Source organism: Pseudomonas silensiensis, assembly GCF_050434865.1.
GTDB classification, from domain to species: domain Bacteria; phylum Pseudomonadota; class Gammaproteobacteria; order Pseudomonadales; family Pseudomonadaceae; genus Aquipseudomonas; species Aquipseudomonas fluorescens_W.
Map to the genome: position 1 here is coordinate 25,134 of NZ_JBNDJH010000039.1, position 19,081 is coordinate 44,214.

At 61.4% G+C, this 19,081-nt stretch carries 14 protein-coding genes and 2 pseudogenes; 9 read left to right on the plus strand and 7 right to left on the minus strand.

Going from position 1 to position 19,081, the window contains the following annotated elements; all coding sequences use genetic code 11:
* Positions 1-52: 52 nt before the first annotated feature.
* A complete protein-coding gene (locus tag QF010_RS32825) occupies positions 53-2,476 on the plus strand; it encodes a TonB-dependent siderophore receptor (protein ID WP_429534753.1) in 2,424 nt (807 codons plus the stop codon).
* A 38-nt stretch (positions 2,477-2,514) separates the two neighbouring features.
* Here QF010_RS32825 and QF010_RS32830 read toward each other — a convergent pair whose 3' ends face one another.
* Positions 2,515-3,666 (minus strand): MFS transporter, encoded by a 1,152-nt coding sequence (locus tag QF010_RS32830; RefSeq protein WP_429534754.1) that lies wholly within the window; start codon positions 3,664-3,666, stop codon positions 2,515-2,517.
* Between the two features lie 274 nt (positions 3,667-3,940).
* Here QF010_RS32830 and QF010_RS32835 point away from each other — a divergent pair, with 274 nt between their 5' ends.
* A complete protein-coding gene (locus QF010_RS32835; protein WP_429534755.1) occupies positions 3,941-4,933 on the plus strand; it encodes a diaminopimelate epimerase in 993 nt (330 codons plus the stop codon).
* Between the two features lie 57 nt (positions 4,934-4,990).
* On the opposite strand, the gene codA is transcribed toward QF010_RS32835, so the two are convergent.
* The 5 genes from codA to QF010_RS32860 all read right to left on the minus strand — a co-directional run bounded on the left by codA (position 4,991) and on the right by QF010_RS32860 (position 10,269).
* A complete protein-coding gene (gene codA / locus QF010_RS32840; RefSeq protein ID WP_033061091.1) occupies positions 4,991-6,238 on the minus strand; it encodes a cytosine deaminase in 1,248 nt (415 codons plus the stop codon).
* Positions 6,239-6,251: 13 nt separating this feature from the next.
* Positions 6,252-7,523, minus strand: a complete 1,272-nt coding sequence (gene codB / locus QF010_RS32845) for a cytosine permease (protein WP_033061089.1) — start codon at positions 7,521-7,523, stop codon at positions 6,252-6,254.
* Positions 7,524-7,776: 253 nt separating this feature from the next.
* Positions 7,777-8,607, minus strand: coding sequence for an alpha/beta fold hydrolase (locus QF010_RS32850; RefSeq protein WP_429534756.1), 831 nt, complete (start codon positions 8,605-8,607; stop codon positions 7,777-7,779).
* A gap of 131 nt (positions 8,608-8,738) precedes the next feature.
* Entirely contained in the window at positions 8,739-9,095 is a 357-nt protein-coding gene (queD, locus tag QF010_RS32855) for a 6-carboxytetrahydropterin synthase QueD (protein ID WP_008152165.1), read from the minus strand.
* 94 nt (positions 9,096-9,189) lie between these two features.
* Positions 9,190-10,269 carry a patatin-like phospholipase family protein gene (locus QF010_RS32860; protein ID WP_429534757.1) on the minus strand — a complete coding sequence of 360 codons (1,080 nt, stop codon included), beginning with the start codon at positions 10,267-10,269 and terminating at the stop codon, positions 9,190-9,192.
* A gap of 152 nt (positions 10,270-10,421) precedes the next feature.
* Here QF010_RS32860 and QF010_RS32865 point away from each other — a divergent pair, with 152 nt between their 5' ends.
* The 4 genes from QF010_RS32865 to QF010_RS32880 are packed head-to-tail and all read left to right on the plus strand — an operon-like array spanning position 10,422 to position 13,023.
* Positions 10,422-10,730: a PepSY domain-containing protein gene (locus tag QF010_RS32865; protein WP_033061084.1), complete on the plus strand. Its 309-nt coding sequence runs from the start codon at positions 10,422-10,424 to the stop codon at positions 10,728-10,730.
* Positions 10,731-10,759: 29 nt separating this feature from the next.
* Positions 10,760-11,041 (plus strand): PepSY domain-containing protein, encoded by a 282-nt coding sequence (locus QF010_RS32870; protein WP_429534760.1) that lies wholly within the window; start codon positions 10,760-10,762, stop codon positions 11,039-11,041.
* A 3-nt stretch (positions 11,042-11,044) separates the two neighbouring features.
* Positions 11,045-11,713 carry a response regulator transcription factor gene (locus QF010_RS32875; RefSeq protein ID WP_429534758.1) on the plus strand — a complete coding sequence of 223 codons (669 nt, stop codon included), beginning with the start codon at positions 11,045-11,047 and terminating at the stop codon, positions 11,711-11,713.
* Positions 11,710-13,023, plus strand: a complete 1,314-nt coding sequence (locus tag QF010_RS32880; protein WP_429534759.1) for a sensor histidine kinase — start codon at positions 11,710-11,712, stop codon at positions 13,021-13,023. The genes QF010_RS32875 and QF010_RS32880 overlap by 4 nt, the downstream gene beginning before the upstream one ends.
* Positions 13,024-13,218: 195 nt before the next feature.
* Here QF010_RS32880 and QF010_RS33995 read toward each other — a convergent pair whose 3' ends face one another.
* Positions 13,219-15,366, minus strand: coding sequence for a methyl-accepting chemotaxis protein (locus QF010_RS33995; protein ID WP_488169049.1), 2,148 nt, complete (start codon positions 15,364-15,366; stop codon positions 13,219-13,221).
* 373 nt (positions 15,367-15,739) lie between these two features.
* Between QF010_RS33995 and QF010_RS32895 the strand changes: the two genes are divergently transcribed.
* The 3 genes and pseudogenes from QF010_RS32895 to QF010_RS32905 all read left to right on the plus strand — a co-directional run.
* Positions 15,740-17,056: a Na+/H+ antiporter family protein gene (locus QF010_RS32895; protein WP_197281699.1), complete on the plus strand. Its 1,317-nt coding sequence runs from the start codon at positions 15,740-15,742 to the stop codon at positions 17,054-17,056.
* A 213-nt stretch (positions 17,057-17,269) separates the two neighbouring features.
* Positions 17,270-18,040, plus strand: a pseudogene (locus tag QF010_RS32900) (cache domain-containing protein); the annotation flags it as partial.
* A 318-nt stretch (positions 18,041-18,358) separates the two neighbouring features.
* Positions 18,359-18,946 (plus strand): annotated as a pseudogene (locus QF010_RS32905) (methyl-accepting chemotaxis protein); the annotation flags it as partial.
* Between the last annotated feature and the right edge of the window lie 135 nt (positions 18,947-19,081).

The window sequence follows — 19,081 nt, forward strand, 5'->3', positions numbered from 1 at the left end:
TGGTTTGCATTAACAGGCGCACACTCTTGCGATCCACAGGACTACGTTCGACGTGAAGAAATCCACCGCTAAAAACAACAAATCACCTTGGTTGCGCCTCGCTCTCGCCCTGGCCGTCAGCACGGCGCTGCCCCAGGCGTTCGCCGCCGACGCGATTCACATCCCGGCGCAACCCCTGGGTCAGGCCTTGAGTGAACTGGGCCAGCAAACCTCGCTGCAGGTGTTCTTCAGCCCTGAGCTGGTCGCCGGCAAACAGGCCCCGGCGGTGGACGGCAATCTTTCTCCAGAAGACGCGTTGCGCCAGTTGCTGCAAGGCAGCGGTCTGCAATACCAGATCGACGAAGGTTCGGTCACGTTGATGCCGGCACCGACGTCGGCTGCCAACGGCCCGCTGGAGCTGGGCGTGACCGACATCAAGGTGGTCGGCAACTGGCTCGGCGATGCCGATGCCGCCGTGGTGCAGAACCACCCCGGCGCGCGTACGGTGATTCGCCGCGAGGCAATGATCGAGCAGGGCGCAATGAACGTCGGCGACGTACTGAAGCGCGTGCCCGGTGTTCAAGTGCAGGACGCCAACGGCACCGGCGGCAGCGACATCTCCCTGAACGTCGGCGTGCGCGGCCTGACTTCGCGCTTGTCGCCACGCTCCACCGTGTTGATTGACGGCGTACCGGCAGCGTTCGCCCCGTACGGCCAGCCGCAATTGTCCATGGCTCCGATTTCTTCCGGCAACCTCGACAGCATCGACGTGGTTCGCGGCGCCGGCTCCGTGCGTTACGGGCCACAGAACGTCGGTGGCGTGATCAACTTCGTCACTCGCGCGATTCCGGAGAAAGCCACCGGTGAAATCGGCTCGACCCTGGAAACCTCCCAGCACGGTGGCTGGAAGCACATCGACACGGCGTTTCTCGGCGGCACCGCGGACAACGGTCTCGGCATGGCGCTGCTGTACTCGGGCGTGAACGGCAACGGTTACCGTGAGCGCAACAACGGTAACGACATCGACGACGTGATCCTCAAGACCCACTGGGCACCCACCGATGTGGACGATTTCAGCCTCAACTTTCACTACTACGACGCCAGCGCCGACATGCCCGGCGGCCTGACCCAGGCGCAGTACGACGCCGATCCGTTCCAGTCCGACCGCAACAACGACAACTTCAGCGGACGCCGCAAGGACGTCTCGTTCAAGTGGGCGCGGCAGATCGACGACCGCACCCAGGCCGAAGTGCTGACTTACTATTCCGACAGCTTCCGTGGCAGCAACATCGCCGCTCGCGATCAGAAAACCCTCGGCTCGTTCCCGCGTACTTACTACACCTTCGGGATTGAACCGCGAGTGTCCCGTGTGTTCGACGTCGGCCCGACTACCCAGGAAGTCAGTGTCGGTTATCGCTACCTCAAGGAAGGCATGCACGAAGAGGCGAGCCGCCTGGCGCTGGTCAACAACGAGCCGGTCGCGACAAAGAGCTCGGACGGCCATGTGTATCAGGACCGCACCGGCGGCACTGAAGCCAACTCGGTGTACGTCGATAACAAAATCGACGTCGGCAACTGGACCATCACCCCTGGCATCCGTTTTGAACACATCAGCACCGATTGGCACGACCGCCCGGTGCTCGACACCGCTGGCAAACCGGTGCTGGAAAAGAACCGCAGCATCGAAAGCAACGAGCCGCTGCCGGCCCTGAGCGTGATGTATCACGTGTCGGAAGAGTGGAAGCTGTTCGCCAACTACGAAACCTCGTTTGGCAGCCTGCAGTATTTCCAGCTCGGCCAGGGTGGCTCGGGTGACGAGCCTGCCAATGGCCTGGAACCGGAAAAGGCCAAGACCTACGAGATCGGCACGCGCTACAACAATGATGTGTGGGGCGGGGAAGTGACGCTGTTCTACATCGACTTCGATAAAGAGCTGCAATACATCAGCAACGATGCGGGCTGGACCAACCTCGGCGCGACCACGCACCAGGGCCTCGAAGCCTCGGTGCACTACGACATGGCGGCACTGGACCCACGGCTCGACGGCCTGACCGCCAACGCTGGTTTCACCTACACGCGTGCCGTTTATGAAGGCGAGATCCCGGGATTCAAGGGCCGTGACCTGCCGTTCTACTCGCGTCAGGTGGCGACTGCCGGTTTGCGTTACGACATCAACCGCTGGACCTACAACCTCGATGCGTTTGCCCAGTCCAAGCAGCGTTCGCCGGGCGTTGCCGTGAACGCCGACGGCAGCTTCACCAACAACTACATCACTGAAGGCACCGCCGACGGCCAGTACGGCGACATCCCGGGCTACGTCACCTGGAACGTACGCGGCGGCTATGACTTCGGCGCGACGCTTTCGAACCTGAAAGTCGGCGCCGGGGTGAAGAACATTTTCGACAAGCAATACTTCACCCGCTCCAGCGACAACAACTCGGGGATGTACATTGGCGCACCGCGCACGTTCTTTGTGCAGGCCAGCGTCGGGTTCTAACAAACACGTGGCGAGGGGGGTTGCCCCCTCGCCACAATTCAGACTTTCAACACCTTCCCGCCAATGGCCACCGCCACCAGCAACACCGCCATCAACCCGAAGGCAAAACTCAAACTGCTGCCGTGGGCGATAAATCCGATCAACGCAGGTCCCGCAAGAATGCCGGCATAACCGAGCGTGGTAATGGCCGGCACGGCGACGCTTTCGGGCATCACCGTCTGTTTGCCCACTGCGGTGTACAGCACCGGCACAATGTTCGAACAGCCCACTCCCAACAATGCATATCCCACCAGCGCCGCTTCCCAACTCGGGGCGAAAGTCGCCACAAACAGGCCCGCTGCGGCCGTCAACCCACCGAACACAATCACCCGAGTAGCGCCGAGACGACGCACGATCGAATCACCGGTCAAACGGCCGACGGTCATGGTCAGCGCAAACGCCGCGTAACCCAGCCCGGCATAAGCGGTATCGATCCCGCGTTCCTGCGCCAGGAACACCGCGCTCCAGTCGAGCGCCGCGCCTTCGGCGAGGAACACGATGAAGCACATCCCGCCGATGAACAGCACGATGCCATGGGGAACGGCAAACGCCGGCCCCGAACTTTCGCTGCCGTAAGGCAAGAGGTGCGGCGCGGCCTTGGCCAGTGCGATCAGCAGCATCACGATCACCACCAGCGTCGCCCCCAGCGGTGAAACCCCGAAGCCGAGCAGGGCGCTGACGCCCGCCGCACCGACAATCCCGCCGAGGCTGAACAGCCCATGGAAACCCGACATCATAGTCTTGCCGCTGGCCCGTTCGACGATCACCGCTTGCAGGTTCACCGTCGAATCCACCGTGCCAAGGCCCGCGCCGAACATGAACAACGCAGCCATCAACGCCGGAATCGACGACACCGTCGCCAGCAGCGGCAGGGCCGCACAGATCAGCAACACCCCGGCGCTCACCACCCGGCGACAACCGAAACGCGTGGCCAGAAGCCCCGCCATCGGCATCGCCAGAATCGACCCCACCCCCAGGCACAACAGCAGCAAACCGAGCGTCCCTTCATCCAGCCCGGCCCGAGCCTTGGCGTAGGGCACCAGCGGCGCCCACGCAGCGATACCGAATCCGGCAATGAAAAAGGCGATGCGCGTGGACATCTGTTCCAGGCGTCCGGGAACAAATGCGGTTTGAGTGTTGAGGTTGGTCATATCAGTCCTTGGCAAAAAACGTCGCGTACCCAAGGGACAGTGACTCACCGGTGAGGGTTCGATCAGCGTCCGCCCAGTTCGCGGTGAGGCAGGGTGACATCCTTGCACAGCCTGACCCTCCATCGCGAGCGCGGCAGTCAGTGGTGTGTCGGCGCGAACCCTGGCCCGACACTTTCTCCCTGAAAAGGATGCTTTTTCAGACATGAAGCGTGATTGCAGGCCTGCTGAAGCATTAGAGTGGGCACCGCCCCAAGAGATAAAAAAGGACCGGTACATGGCGCAGTTCTACGATGCACGCGGCAATATTTATGGCGTGGTATCTCCCGCAGCGGTGCGTCGCGCCGGTGTCGACTTGCCGACAACGGCCGGGCAGGCTGCGTCGTCCCGGGCGGTCTGGAGCCGGCAAGCGGTGGATGCATTCTGCGAATGGCCGTCGCATTCGCGGCCGGCGAATGCCAAGTCGCATCGCTGCGATGGCTTGCTGATCGGACCGTTTCAAGACTCGCCACCGTTTGACCTGCTGATCGTCAACACCGACGGCACCCTGGCCGAGCGCAGTGGCAACGGGTTGACGATTTTCTCTCAGGCCCTGAATGAGCAAGGGCTGCTGCCGGGGACCGAGGCTTGTTTGCTCCGGGTTCATCACGACAAGGCTGATGCGGTTTCACCGGTGGACACGTCGGTGAAACCGGCCGAGGTCGAGGGTGTGAAAGGGTTCTGGCTGGATTTGGGCAAACCTTCGTTCGGACCGGACGCGGTGGGGGCTAAAGGGGTTGAAGGTGTGTTGTTGAACGGTCGCGACGTCAGCCATGTGCAGCCGTTGTCGGCGCTCGATCCCGCCTGGTCTCGAAGCCAGTTCGTGCGCATCGGCAATCCACATTGTGTGACGCTTTTAGAAAGCGCCGATGCATTGCCGGGCAATGAGCAGATGCGCGAACCGGGGCTGTCCGAAGGGCTGACGCGTGTCGCTTACGCCGTGCCGACCGGGGCAGGGGAGCCGTGTGCTGCGGGTGTGAATCTGCAATGGGCGATGCTTGAGTCAGAAGGGCGAGTCGACGCGCGGGTATTCGAGCGTGGAGAAGGGCCGACGGCGTCGTCGGGCACCAGCGCCAGTGCGGTGGCCTGCGCCGCATGGCGGGTGGGTTGGGTCAGTGCAGGGGAGGTGAAAGTGGTCATGCCCGGCGGTACGGCGCCGATTCTTCTGGAGGAAGAGTCGGGGGAGTTGAGTCGGGTCAGGTTGTTCGGCACAGCGCGGTTGATGGAGTGATTTTGAGATTGCCTTCGCGGGCAAGCGTCGCCCGCGATGGCCAAATCAACGCAAATCTCAGCGCTGATCGCCGAAGAACTCCACCACCGGCATCTGCCGTTTCATCAACAACTTGCCATCGCGCACCGAATACAGCGGCAGGCCCTGGCTGCGGATCACTTCGTAATCGCTGTCCGCCGACAGAATCAGCAAATTCGCTGGCCGCCCGCGTTCCAGTCCATATCGATCACCCAGGTTCATCGCCTTGGCGCTGTTGTCGGTGACCAGGTCCAGCGCGCTTTGCAGGTTGCGGTAACCGAGCATGTGGCAGATGTGCAGGCCGGCTTCGAGCACCCGCAAGATATTGCCGTTGCCCAGCGGATACCAAGGGTCGACGATCGAGTCCTGGCCAAAACACACGTTCATCCCGGCTTCGAGCAGCTCGTTGACGCGGGTCACGCCACGGCGTTTCGGGAAGTTGTCGAAGCGCCCTTGCAGGTGAATGCTTTCGGTGGGGCAGGAGACAAAACTGATCCCCGAGTGCCCAAGCAGGCGGAACAATTTGGCGCAGTAAGCGTTGTCGTAAGAGCCCATGGCCGTGGTGTGGCTGGCGGTGACTCGCGAGCCCATGTCGCGGCTTCGGGCTTCTTCGGCCAGCACCTCAAGAAAGCGTGAGTGCGGGTCGTCGGTTTCATCGCAATGCACGTCCACCAGGCAACCGGTGCGCTCGGCCAGGTCCATCAGGAATTTCACTGAGCTCACGCCTTGATCGCGGGTGTACTCGAAATGCGGAATACCGCCCACCACATCGGCGCCCATGCGGATCGCTTCTTCCATCAGCTCGCGACCGTCGCGGTACGACTCGATGCCTTCCTGCGGGAACGCAACGATCTGCATGTCGATCAGGTGACGGCTTTCTTCGCGCACTTCGAGCATCGCCTTGAGCGCGGTGAGCTGCGGGTCGGTGACGTCGACGTGGGTGCGCACGTGCTGGATGCCGTGGGCGGCGAGGGTCTGGATGGTTTTCCTGGCGCGGGTTTTGGTGTCCTCTTCGGTGATCGTCACCTTGCGCTCGCCCCAGCACTCGATGCCTTCAAACAGCGTGCCGCTCATGTTCCAGCGCGGCTCGCCGGCGGTGAGCGTGGCGTCGAGGTGAATGTGTGGCTCGACGAAGGGTGGCACCACCAGGTTGCCGCCGGCGTCCAGATCATCGGGGCCCAGGGTCGGCGCTTCGGTCTGGCGGGCGATGCTGCTGATCAGGCCGTTTTCCAGGTGCAACTCGTGCAGGCCATCTTGGTTGCGCAGGCGGGCGTTGATGATGTGCATCAGGCGAATCCTTTTATAGATCTTGTAATGGTGCGTTGGCAGTACGGGCACCCAGCACGCCGGTCAGTAACACATACGTTAGCGCGGCAGCAGCAATCCCTACCAGCGGCGCGACCCACGGTGAACTGAATGCCGCAACGGTGCCGACCGCGTAGGCGCCCAGGCCGGACCAGTTGAACGCCGGCAAGCGGGCATCGGCCAGACGTGGATATTGACCACGATAGCGGTAAAAGAAGTCCGCCATGATCACGCCGCCAATCGGCGGAATCACAGTGCCCAGCAAAATCAGGTAGGGCACCAGCATGTCGTACATGCCCAGCAGTGCCAGCAACGTGCCGATCACCGCGCCCGCCAGGGTTACGGTTTTGCGACGGCCGGTGCGCAGCAGGTTGCAACCGGCGACGGCGAAGTTGTAGATGGTGTTGTCCTGGGTGCTCCAGATATTGAGCAGCAACATCGCCATCGCCGCCATGGCGAAGCCTTGCAACAGCAACACTTCAACTACGTCCGGTTGCTGGTAGACGATGGCACCGTAAGCACCGATCAACACCATCAGGCCGTTGCCGATGAAGAAACCGATCAGGCTCGCCAGCACCGCGACGCGTGCTGAACGGGAGAAACGCGTCCAGTTGGTCGCCTGGGTTGCGCCGCTGACAAAGGTGCCGAATACCAGGGTAATGGCGGTCGACCAGTCCAGTGTTCCCGTCGGGACTACCGCGAGCAAACCGTCGAGCCCGCCGACCTTCACCGTGGCGACCCACATCGACAGCATCAGCAGCAACATCATTGCCGGTACGGCGATGTACGACAGAATCTCCAGACCGCGATAACCGACATACGCGGTCGCGCAAAACACCAGGCCGAACAGCACCATCAGCCCGAGAACGGTGCCCTCGCTCAATTCGAAATACTTGCCCAGCACCACGGCGGCAGTGGCGGTGCCCCAGGCGTACCAGCCGATCTGGGTAAAACCGAGGATCAGGTCGCTGAGCTTGCTGCCCACTTCACCGAAACAAAAGCGCCCCATCAACACCGAGTTCAGGCCGCTCTTGAAGGCGATGTAGCCAAGGCCTGCGGCGTAGATCCCCAGCAGCAGATTGCCGACGATAATCACCGCCATCATTTCGCCGAAACTGAACGCCACCCCCAGCTTGCCGCCGGCAAACATGGTTGCAGTAAAAAAGGTGAAACCCAGCAGCACCATGGCCGTAGAGGCCAGGCCTTTGCGGGCATGCATCGGGACTTCGCTGAGGGGGTAATCGTTGCCGGGATCGTTCTGCGTCATGGGGCGTTCCTTGCTGAATGAGTGACGCGGGGGCGTGTTGCAGTGGTCGTGCCAAGCGTGGGGTGGTGTAGTTATTTATAGCCGAGCGGGGAGATTTGGCGCGGGGAGGGGCTCGAAAGCAGTGCACCTGAAGGAACACAAACCCCATGTGGGAGCGAGCTTGCTCGCGAAAGCGGTTGAACATTCAACACTGAGGTCGACTGACCCGGCGCTTTCGCGAGCAGGCTCGCTCCTACAGGGGGTGTTGGTTTCTTCAGGGGGATTTGTGTGGTGGCAGAAACCGCAGCAACGCCGCGACAATCGCTTCCGGCGCATCTTCCTGAACCAGATGCCCGGCATTCGGAATCGCCTGAAACCGCGACCCCGGAATCATCTGATGCAACGCCTGCCCGCGCTCAATGGGAATCCACTGATCGTCTTCCCCCCACAGAATCTGCACCGGGCAACGAATCGTCGGGTACAGCCCTTCGGCCTCACGGGTATAACGCTCGTCCATCTGCGCAATCTGCCGATAGAACGCCGCTTGCCCCGGATCGCCGAGCCACGGCTGCACGTAAGGCGCGAGTTCGTCGTCCGGGATTTCACGCTTGATCGCCCCGCGAATATAGGTCGGCACAATCGCCCGCTGAATGTAATCGGGCAGGCCACTGAATGCCGCCTCATGCTGACGCACATGCTGCACAAACGGCGAACCCCAGGGTGTCAGCGCTACCGGGTCAATCAGCGTCAGGCTGCGGTAATCCTTGCCGTTCAGCAGATGAGCACGCAGAGCGGTGGCGCCGCCGAAGTCGTGAGCGACGATATCTGGTCGCTCCAGACCCCAGTGATCGAGCAAGTGAGCCAACAGGTCGTTCTGCACACCCAGCGACACATCGCCCTCGATTTTCTCCGATAGCCCATACCCCAACAGATCAAAGTAATGCACCCGATGGGTGGTGATGAAGTGCGGCGCAATCCGGTGCCACACGTAAGAAGAGAAGGGCGTGCCATGCACGAACACCAACGGTGGACCGTCACCCCGTACGGCGTAGCGAACGGAGCGCCCGTTGAAGCGATAGGTCTGAGGCAGCGGCCAGTCAGTCATTGGGGGTGTCCTCTTGGCGTGGGGGAGCCAAAAAGCATAGGCATAAAAAAACAGCCATTGAAGGCTGTTTTTATATTCGCTGACGAAACGCATTACCCCCTGTGGGATTTTGCATTGTCTTTTAGATCGGTTTACTCACCGTGATAGATGCAACCGCTGGTGCACGTCTCGTGAATACGGATCGCGCTGAGCTCCGGCAGCAGAGGCTTCAATTCTTTCCAGATGAATTTGGCCAGGACTTCACTGGTCGGATTTTCCAGACCGGGAATGTCGTTCAGGTAGTTATGGTCCAGACGCTCGTAGAGCGGCTTGAAGATCGCTTTGATTTCCGAGAAATCGCGGATCCAGCCCGTGTGCGGATCGAGGTCGCCGCTCAGGTGGATCGCCACTTTGAACGAGTGACCGTGCAGGCGGCCGCACTTGTGGCCTTCCGGCACGTGAGGCAGGCGGTGGGCGGATTCGAAGGTAAATTCTTTGAAGATTTCCACAGTGGTTTCAGCTCTGTCAGGTGGCGATCGCCGCGGCGATGTGGGCAGGCGGCGAGTTTAACAGTTTGTGTTTGGCGTTGCGGGAAAACACTGACTAAAGGGTCAGCAAGCGCTCCCCGAGGCGACCGCTGGCGGCCAGTTCGAGGAACTCATCGCCCATGCGACGGCTTTCATCCATCGTCATGCGCCAGTATTTCTGCCGGCTCGGGGCATCACCCATGAAGCGTTTGAAGTCGTTGCGGTCCGGAAGTTTGCCGTAGGGCAGGCGCGCCAGGTAATCCTTCGATGGCGCCAGCAACAGGACATCCTGCAAACGCGCAGAACATGCGCGGCGCCACGGCAGGGTTTTGTCGAACCAGCCGGGAATGACCCGGTCGGTGAAATGCGGGTAGAGCACGATGTCGTTGCCGCTGTAGGGCAGGTCGAGGTGATAGTCCAGCAGACCGCCATCGCGAAACGTCCCGGCACCGGCACCCGGCAGGTCACGCACGCCTTCCATCACCATCGGGATAGAGCCTGACGCGAGCAAGGCCTGGCGCAGGTTGCCGGCATTCAGCGCAACGAAGCGCGAGGGGAAATCGTTGAGTGCATTGACCGGCGGTGCCAGACGCGGATCGTGAATGATCAGTCGCTCGAAATGCCGCGACAGCCGCGCCCGGCCGCGCAGGTTGTCGGCGATCACCGATGACAGGCCCAGCCCCAGTCGACCGCGATGATCGTCCGCCAGCAGGCCGTGGCTTTTGACCACCATGATGTTCAGTCGGTAATGAGCGTTGTCCAGAATCGAGGCATCGCGGCCATCAAGCAGCTCCTCGAGCATGCGCCGGGAGCTCTGGCTGATCTGCGCCATGGTCACGCCCTTGGCGAAGTTCTGCTCGGTGTAGAGGTGACCGAGACGGCGGATACCTTCGGCGGCATCCGGCAGACACGCGCTGGCGAAGCGCCAGGAACCCACCGACGCGCCGATCAACGAGCGCTCCCGCGGTGCCGCCGGCAGCCATTCACCGAACAACGCCAAGTCCAGACCTTGAATCCCCAACGCCTTGGGACCACCGGCAGCACCCGGCAGTGTGCCGACATCGGCGGCGCTCAAACCGTTTGCACGGATGCGCGCCAAGGCGCGAGGGCCGGCCTTGAGCGTCAGCGAGGGGAACTTGATGTGGATAGCGGTCATACCGGTCTCGAATGCGGGCAAGCGGGGGATTATAAGTGCATGAATCCCCTGGGGGAGTTGTTATATCCAATGATGGCAATTCAGTTTCAGTTAAGTTCGGATCACTAAGGTGGCCCCCGTAGGCAACACATAAAAAAATACGGAGACACCCCATGAGAACCCTGACTGCCCTGTTCACCGCGTCCATCATCGGCATGACCGCCAGCATCGCCCACGCTCGCGACCTCGGCCCCGACGAAGCCCTGAGACTGCGTGACGCTGGTACCATTGTGTCTTTCGAGAAGCTCAACGCCACCGCTCTGGCCAAACACCCTGGTTCTACCGTCACCCAAACCGAGCTGGAAGAAGAGTACGGCAAGTACATCTATCAGGTGGAATTGCGCGACCCTCAGGGCATTGAGTGGGATCTGGAATTGGACGCTGTCAGCGGGCAGATTCTCAAGGATCATCAGGATACGTAATGAAGGTAAATCTATGCACCAGCGGTCGAATGGCGCTGGCGCTCCTGGCTTTTTGCTCGGTGGTCATGGCTCGCGACTTGGATCAGGACGAAGCCCTGCGCCTGCGTCAGCAGGGCGTGATCCTGCCGCTGGAGCAGCTGTTGCAGCACGCGCTGGACCGCTATCCCGGGGCCAAACTGCTGGAAGCCGAGCTTGAAGAGAAACACGACGTCTACGTTTATGAAGTCGAGTTGCTGACCGCCGAAGGTGTGGTCCGCGAACTGGACCTCGACGCCACCACCGGCCAGTTACTGAAAGACAGGGAAGATTGATCGATGCGTTTGCTTCTGGTGGAAGACCATGTGCCGCTGGCCGACGAACTGATGGCCGGCCTCAACCGGCAGGGGTACGCCGTGGACTGGCTGGCCGACGGCCGCGACGCGGTGTATCAGGGCAGCAGCGAGCCTTATGACCTGATCATCCTCGACCTCGGCCTGCCGGGTTTGTCGGGGCTCGAGGTGCTGACGCAATGGCGGGCCGGTGGTCTGTCCACGCCCGTGCTGATCCTCACCGCCCGAGATTCCTGGGCCGAACGGATCGAAGGCCTCAAGGCTGGCGCCGACGATTACCTGACCAAACCTTTCCACCCCGAAGAACTGCACTTGCGCGTCCAGGCGCTGTTGCGCCGTTCGCACGGCCATGCCAACCAGCCGACGCTCAAGTCTGCCGGACTGCACCTGGACGAAGGCCGCCAATGCGTGACCCGCGGCGGCGCTGACATCCAGCTCACCGCCGCGGAATTCCGCCTGCTGCGTTATTTCATGCTGCACCCCGAGCAGATTCTTTCCAAAAGCCACCTCGCCGAACACCTCTACGACGGTGAAACCGAGCGCGACTCCAACGTGCTCGAAGTCCACGTCAACCACCTGCGGCGCAAACTCGGGCGCAGCGTCATCGAAACCCGTCGCGGCCAGGGTTACCTGTTCGGCGGGCAAGCCCGGTGAGGTCAATCCAGCGCCGCTTGAGCCTGGGGTTGATCAGCGTGATGGTGATCGTCGGCCTGGTGCTGGCGCAGACCAGCCTGTGGCTGTTCGAAATGGGTTTGCAACGCTACCTCGAAGCCGGGTTGCGCGACGACAGCGAAAACCTGCTGGTGGCGCTGGTGCGTGGGCCGCAGGGTTTGCAGCTGGATGAGCGGCATCTGTCGCCGGCCTATCAGCGACCGTTTTCCGGTCATTACTTCCGCATCGATTTTGCCGACAGCCATTGGCGCTCCCGTTCGCTGTGGGATCAGGAACTGCCGCGCCTCGACCATGCCGGCCTGCACAGCAACCTGCAATTGGGGCCGGAAGGGCAGCAACTGCTGGTGCTGCGTTCGGACTATCGACGGCTCGGCCAATCGATTTCCATCAGCGTGGCCCAGGATTACACACCGGTGCGCGAGAGTTTCCAGCGCATGCGTCAAGTCGGATTGGGCCTTGGTCTGACGGGACTGCTGCTGATTCTGCTGCTGCAACGGATCACCGTGCGCCGCGCCTTGCGCCCGCTGGAAAAGGCGCGTGAGCAGATCGCCCAGTTGCAGCAAGGCCAGCGCTCGCAACTCGATGATCAGGTGCCGGTAGAGCTTGAACCGCTGGTGGCGCAGATCAACCATTTGCTGGCGCACACCGAAGACAGCCTCAAGCGTTCGCGCAATGCCCTGGGCAACCTCGGCCATGCCTTGAAAACCCCGCTGGCGGTGTTGTTGAGCCTGGCTTCAAGCGAGAAGCTCGATGCGCAGCCGGAACTGCGCAAGGTCATCAAGGCGCAACTGGAACAGGTCCAGCAGCGACTCAACCGCGAACTCAATCGCGCACGGTTATCCGGCGATGCGTTGCCGGGGGCGTTGTTTGATTGCGATGCGGAATTGCCTGGGTTACTGGCGACGTTGAACATGATTCATGGTGAGCATCTGAACCTCAGCTACCGAGCACCGGCCGGTTTGCAACTGCCCTGGGATCGCGAGGACTTGCTCGAACTGCTCGGTAACCTGCTGGACAACGCCTGCAAGTGGGCGGACGCCGAGGTTCGTTTCAGCGTGGTCGAGACGCCCGAAGGGTTTGAGTTGAGCGTGGAAGACGATGGGCCGGGGATTCCCGAACACCAGCGCGATCAGGTGTTCAGCCGGGGTACTCGGCTTGATGAACAAACGGATGGGCACGGGTTGGGATTGGGGATTGTGCGGGACATCGTCGATACGTGGGGCGGGGTGTTGCGGTTGGAGGAGAGTAAGTGGGGTGGGTTGAGGGTGGTTGTTGAGCTACCTCGGCGCTGAGGCTGAAAGCCACCCCCTCACCCCAGCCCTCTCCCCAATGGGGAGAGGGGGAAAGGGAGCCGATCTCCAGCGCTTTCAGATCCTGAGTTCGACTCGATATTTCAGGTCGATGTAGCTCTAAGAACAACTCGGTCAGTCCCCTCTACCCCTTGGGGCGGTCCGACGTTTCGGGAGGGTTAGGGTGAGGGGTGGTTCTCAAACCCGAAACTGATCCATCAAACTCTGCTGCTGATTCGCCAGGCTATTGAGCGACTGACTCACCCGCGCCGACTCATTCGCCTGCCCCGACAACGACTCCGTCACATCTCGAATCGTCGCCACGTTGTTGTTGATCTCCTCGGCCACGGCGCTTTGTTCTTCAGCGGCACTGGCGATCTGCAAGTTCATGTCGCTGATCACCGTCACCGCTTCACCAATCTGCCGTAGCGCTGTCACCGCCTGACCCACCTGTTCGACACTGCCCTGAGCCTGACGATGGCTGTTGTTCATCGAGCCGACCACGTCCTGAGTGCCACTTTGCAGTTGCTCGATCACCAGACGGGTTTCTTCGACAGACTCCTGCGTTCGGCGTGCCAGGTTGCGCACTTCATCGGCCACCACGGCAAAACCGCGTCCGGCTTCACCGGCACGAGCGGCCTCGATGGCGGCGTTAAGCGCCAGCAGGTTGGTCTGTTCGGCGATGGCCCGAATCACTTCCAGCACCGAACCGATCTTCTCGCTGTTGGCCGCCAGGCCTTCGACTTGAACCATTGCCGCGCTCATGTCAGCGGCGAGGTTGTCGATGCTGGCGGTGGTGCGGTCGATCACGGTCAAACCGCGACGGGTGGCCTGATCCGCATCCCGCGCCGCCTGTGCCGCTTGCGCTGCACTGCGAGCAACGTCCTGGGCGGTGGCGCTCATTTCGTGGGAAGCGGTGGCGACCTGATCCACCTGGCGGTATTGCTGTTCCATGCCGGCGCTGGTCTGGGTGGCGATGGCGGACGACTGATCGGCCGTGCTGCGCGCGTCCTGCACCGAGCGTTTGACCTCGGCGATGATCGGTTGCAGCTTGTCGAGGAAGCGGTTGAACCAGCCGGCCAATTGGCCGAGTTCGTCCTTTTTGTCATAGGCCAGGCGGCGGGTCAGATCGCCTTCGCCGCTGGCAATGTCTTCGAGCATGTGCGCCACACCCAGGATCGGCTTGGTCACGCTGCGCGCCATCAGCCACACCAGCAACAGGCCAATCAACGCGGCCAGTACACCCAGGCTGAGTTCTACCAGGGTGCCGGCGGTGTTGCTTTCATCGAGTTGTTTTTTCAGCGCTTCAGCGGGGCCGACCAGGACTTTCTCCGGCACATCAAGCAACACGCCCCAGGACTTGCCACCGGGAATCGGTTGGAACGGCGACAGCACTTTGAGTTGTTGATTGTTGTGCAGGCTTTCGGTCTTGCTGCTGGTTGCGAGCATGCGGATCAGCTCGGCACCGTTGGTCTTGTCCACGGTGTCCAGGCGCTGGCTGAGCTTGCTGGCGTCCGGGCTGTAACCGGCCAGCAAACCGACCGGGCTGATGATGCTGACGTTGGTCTGGCCATCATAGAGCTTCTTGCTCGCACCCTGGCTGACGGCTTGCAGGCTGTTGAGGTTGATGTCCACCGACAGCGAAGCGATGACCTTGCCGTTGACTATCAGCGGGAAAACGATGCTGGTCATCAACACGTTCTGGCCATCGATCACGTAGAAGTAGGGTTCGATCACGCAGGGCTTGAGCGTCGTGCGCGGGCAGGTGAACCAGGCGTTGGCCGGTTCGCCGCTGGGGCCGGTGCTGGTGTCGGCCATGTCGCTTTCCGGTAGCGCCATCGATGTTACCTTGCCCGGTGTCGGCTGCGACCAATAGAGCGCGAAACGGCCCTTGTCGTTGCTGCCCAACTCGGCCTGGCCGGCGAACAGATCGTCCTTGCCGTCCAGCGCGTTGGCTTCGAACACCAGCGAGAGGCCGAGCAATTCCGGGTTGGCTTGCAGGGCCGACTTGACCTGACGCGTCAGGTCTTCACGCAGGTCAAAGGCATCGAGAAAGCGCTTCTCGGCCTGGTCGCGCAGGAACAGCACCTGGCGCGAAAAACCGTGGCCATATTGATAGGCGTCCATGAACTGCTGGCGAATCACCAGCGCCTGGTTTTCACCCTGGGATTCGATCCGGGCCTGGGCCGCTTCGGTGAGCATCTCCATGCTGGATGCTTTCACCATCTCGGAGCTGTGCTCCATGCGATACAGCGAAAGACCCACCAGCAGGGTCACGATGCCGGCCAGGCACAGCCCGGCCAGCAGGGTGATTTTCCATTGAATGGAAAGTTGTCTGAGCGACATGGAGACGTCCTTTATTCGATAAATATCTGAGACTTTGCACTGTAACGGCCGCGATTTGGCTTTCTTTATCCTCCCAATTAAATAAGCAATCACACCAAACCTGTAGCAGCTGGCGAAGCCTGCGTTCGGCTGCGAAGCAGTCGTAAAACCTGCGCATACGGTACTTCTGGCACACCCCGTCGCCTGAATTCACGACTGCTGCGCAGCCGAACGCAGGCTTCGCCAGCTGCTACAAGGGATCGTGATCGCTTTGACAAGGCGTGGATGCTGCGGCACAGTGCGCGCCCTCTAATAAAACCCTCTCATTCAATCCGCTGGCGGCTCTTTGCAGACTGTCGGCCGGACTCTTTCCGTTTGCCTTGAGGTAACGATGATTAATGCTGTAATTGCCGCGGTCGGCGTCATGCTGATTCTCAGTCTGTCCCGCGTGCACGTAGTGATCGCGCTGATCGTGGGCGCCCTGGTGGGTGGTTTGACCGGTGGCCTGGGCATCGAGGCAACATTAAAAGCCTTCAACAGCGGCCTCGGTGGCGGCGCGACGGTCGCGTTGTCCTACGCATTGCTTGGTGCTTTCGCAGTGGCCATTGCCAAGTCCGGCCTGGCACACGCCCTGGCCGACAAAGCCTTGCTGATGGTCGACCGCCAGCACGCCAGCGGTGGCCGTCAGGTCAAATGGCTGTTGATCGGTTTGCTGTGGGGGGTGGCCATCGCTTCGCAGAACATTCTGCCGATACATATCGCCTTCATTCCGTTGCTGGTACCGCCGCTTTTATATGTACTGACCAAACTGCAACTGGACCGCCGACTGATTGCCTGCGTCATGACCTTCGGCCTGATTACGCCGTACATGTTCCTGCCCGTGGGTTTCGGCAACATCTTCCTGAATGAAATCCTGTTGGCCAACGTCGCCCGTAGCGGTGTGGACATCAGCGGCATCAACGTCACTCATGCCATGGGGATTCCGGCATTGGGCATGGTCGTCGGGCTCGCGGCAGCGTTTGTCAGCTACCGCAAGAAGCGCGTCTACGATCTGGAAAAGATCGAGCAAGTCGAACAGGTCGCGGTGCAGTACAACCCGTTGAGCCTGATGGTCGCCGGTCTGGCCATCGCGGTGGCGTTCATCGTTCAGCTGTTGCTGGATTCGATGATCATCGGTGCGCTGACAGGCTTTCTGATTTTTTCGGTGTCGGGGATTGTGAAGTGGCGTGAAACCGACGACCTGTTCACCGAAGGCATGAAAATGATGGCGATGATCGGTTTCATCATGATCGCTGCCTCAGGTTTTGCCGAAGTGATGAAAGCCACCGGTCAGGTGCAGACACTGGTCGAAGCCTCGGCCTCGTGGATCGACCACAGCAAAGGCATTGGCGCGTTGTTGATGTTGCTGGTCGGGCTGTTGGTGACCATGGGCATCGGTTCGTCGTTTTCCACGGTGCCGATACTCGCCGCGATTTTTGTGCCGTTGTGCGTACAGTTGGGTTTCAGCCCGATCGCGATCGTGTGCATCGTCGGCACTGCCGGCGCCTTGGGTGACGCCGGTTCGCCAGCCTCGGACTCGACCCTTGGCCCGACCTCCGGTCTGAACATCGACGGCCAGCATCACCATATCTGGGACACCGTGGTCCCGACCTTCCTGCACTACAACCTCCCGCTGCTGGCGTTCGGCTGGGTGGCGGCGATGGTCCTCTGACTGATGATCCCCCGGTGGGAACGGGCCTGTGGCGAGGGAGCTTGCTCCCGCTGGGCTGCGTAGCGGCCCTTTTTGTGAGTGCTGCGCACTCAAGCGCGAGCAAGCTCGCTCGCCACACAGGCTCGTACAGGGGGCGGATTCAACTTTTGATCCGGCGTGCCGTTAAAGCCTTTAACCACGCCTATAAAATCAAAAGAGTGAACCGTCATGCGCATGAGCCTGAAGGCTAAAGTCCTGTCCCTTGCCGTCCTCCCGGTGTTGCTCTTTGCCTTGGTCATCAGCCTGACCACGTTGTTCATTCTGCAGGAGCAGGCCCGCAAGGAAGTCGAGGAAACTCGCCAGCGCCTGCTCAGCGATGCCAAGGCGACGCTGCAAAGCTACGTCGCCGTGGCCATGACCACGATCAAACCGCTCTACGACGCGGCCGCCCCAGGTGATGACGCGGCGCGGGCCCAAGTGGTCAAGTTGCTGTCGAGCATCACCTACGGCAAGGACGGCTACTTCTTCGGCTACGACTCCAACACCGTGCGCCTGTTCAAGGCCAACAGCCCTGAAGGCGTGGGCCAGAGCTTCAAGGACAACCGCGATCCGAACGGTGTCTACGTCAACCGCGACCTGGTGAAAGTCGCCAAGGACGGCACCCACTACCTGCAATACAGCTCACCGCTGCCCGGCAACACCCAAGTGCTGGTGCCGAAACTGGGCTACACCGAATACCTGCCGAAGTGGGACATGGCGGTCGGTACCTCGGTCAACCTCGACGGCATCGAAGCCCAAGTGGCACTGGTCGAAATCAAGGTTCAGGAGCGCATGCAAGGCGTGGTGCTGAGCATCGTCGGAATCGCCGCCGTGGTGCTGTTGGTGATCGCCGCCGCCGGGATGCTGTTGGCCAACACGATCCTGCGTCCGCTGAACCTGATGAAAGCCAACCTTGATGACATCGCGGCGGGCGAGGGCGACCTGACGCGTCGCCTGACCATCACCAGCCAGGATGAACTCGGCGAACTGGCCGGCTCGTTCAACCGCTTCGTCGACAAGATCCACGGCCTGGTGCGCCAGATCACCGAAATGACCTCGCAACTGACCGGGCTGGTGAATCAGGTCTCCGATCAGGCGCAGCGCTCGGATCAGGCCATGGAGCGTCAGCGTCACGAGACCGATCAGGTCGCCACGGCGATCAACCAAATGTCCGCCGCTGCTCAGGAAGTGGCGAAAAGCGCACAAAACGCCGCAGTGGCTGCCCAGCAGACCGACGAAGAAGGCCAGGCTGCCAAGCGTGTGGTGGCTGGCAGCATCGTGAAGATTCATGCGTTGGTGGACGATATCCGCAGCAGTGGCGTGTCTCTCGACAGTCTGCAAAAAGACGTGTCGTCGATTGTCAGCGTGCTCGGCGTGATCCGTTCGATTGCCGAGCAGACCAACCTGCTGGCGCTCAATGCCGCCATCGAAGCCGCCCGTGCCGGTGAAGCCGGTCGTGGTTTTGCGGTGGTGGCCGATGAAGTTCGAGCGCTGGCCAGCCGCACGCAAATCAGCACTCAGGAAATCCAGGGCATGATCGATCGCCTGCAGGCCGGCACTCAGTCGGCGGTGGAAGCAATGCGCCGTTCCAGCGAGGCCGGCGATGGGACTTCCGCTCAGGCCAACGAGGCCGGCGCTTCGCTCGATACCATGGCCCAGCTGATCGGCACCATCAACTCGATGAACGCGCAGATCGCCAGCGCCGCCGAAGAGCAGACCGCCGTGGCCGAAGAGATCAACCGCAGCGTGCATCAGATCGCCGTAGCCGTGGACAGCGTTGCCGACGAAACCCAACTCGGTGCACAGACCTCCCGCAGCCTCGCCGACCTCGGTCAGCGCCTGGGCAAACTGGTGGGTCAGTTCCGTATCTGACACCATCTACTAACTGTAGGAGCCAGGCGTGGGGGGGGGGGGGGGGGGGTGGGGGGGGGCGCGCGCCCCCCACGGGGCGCCCACAAAAAGCTTGGAGTGGAGAAAAATGAGGCGGCGCGCCGCGGGGAGCCGGGG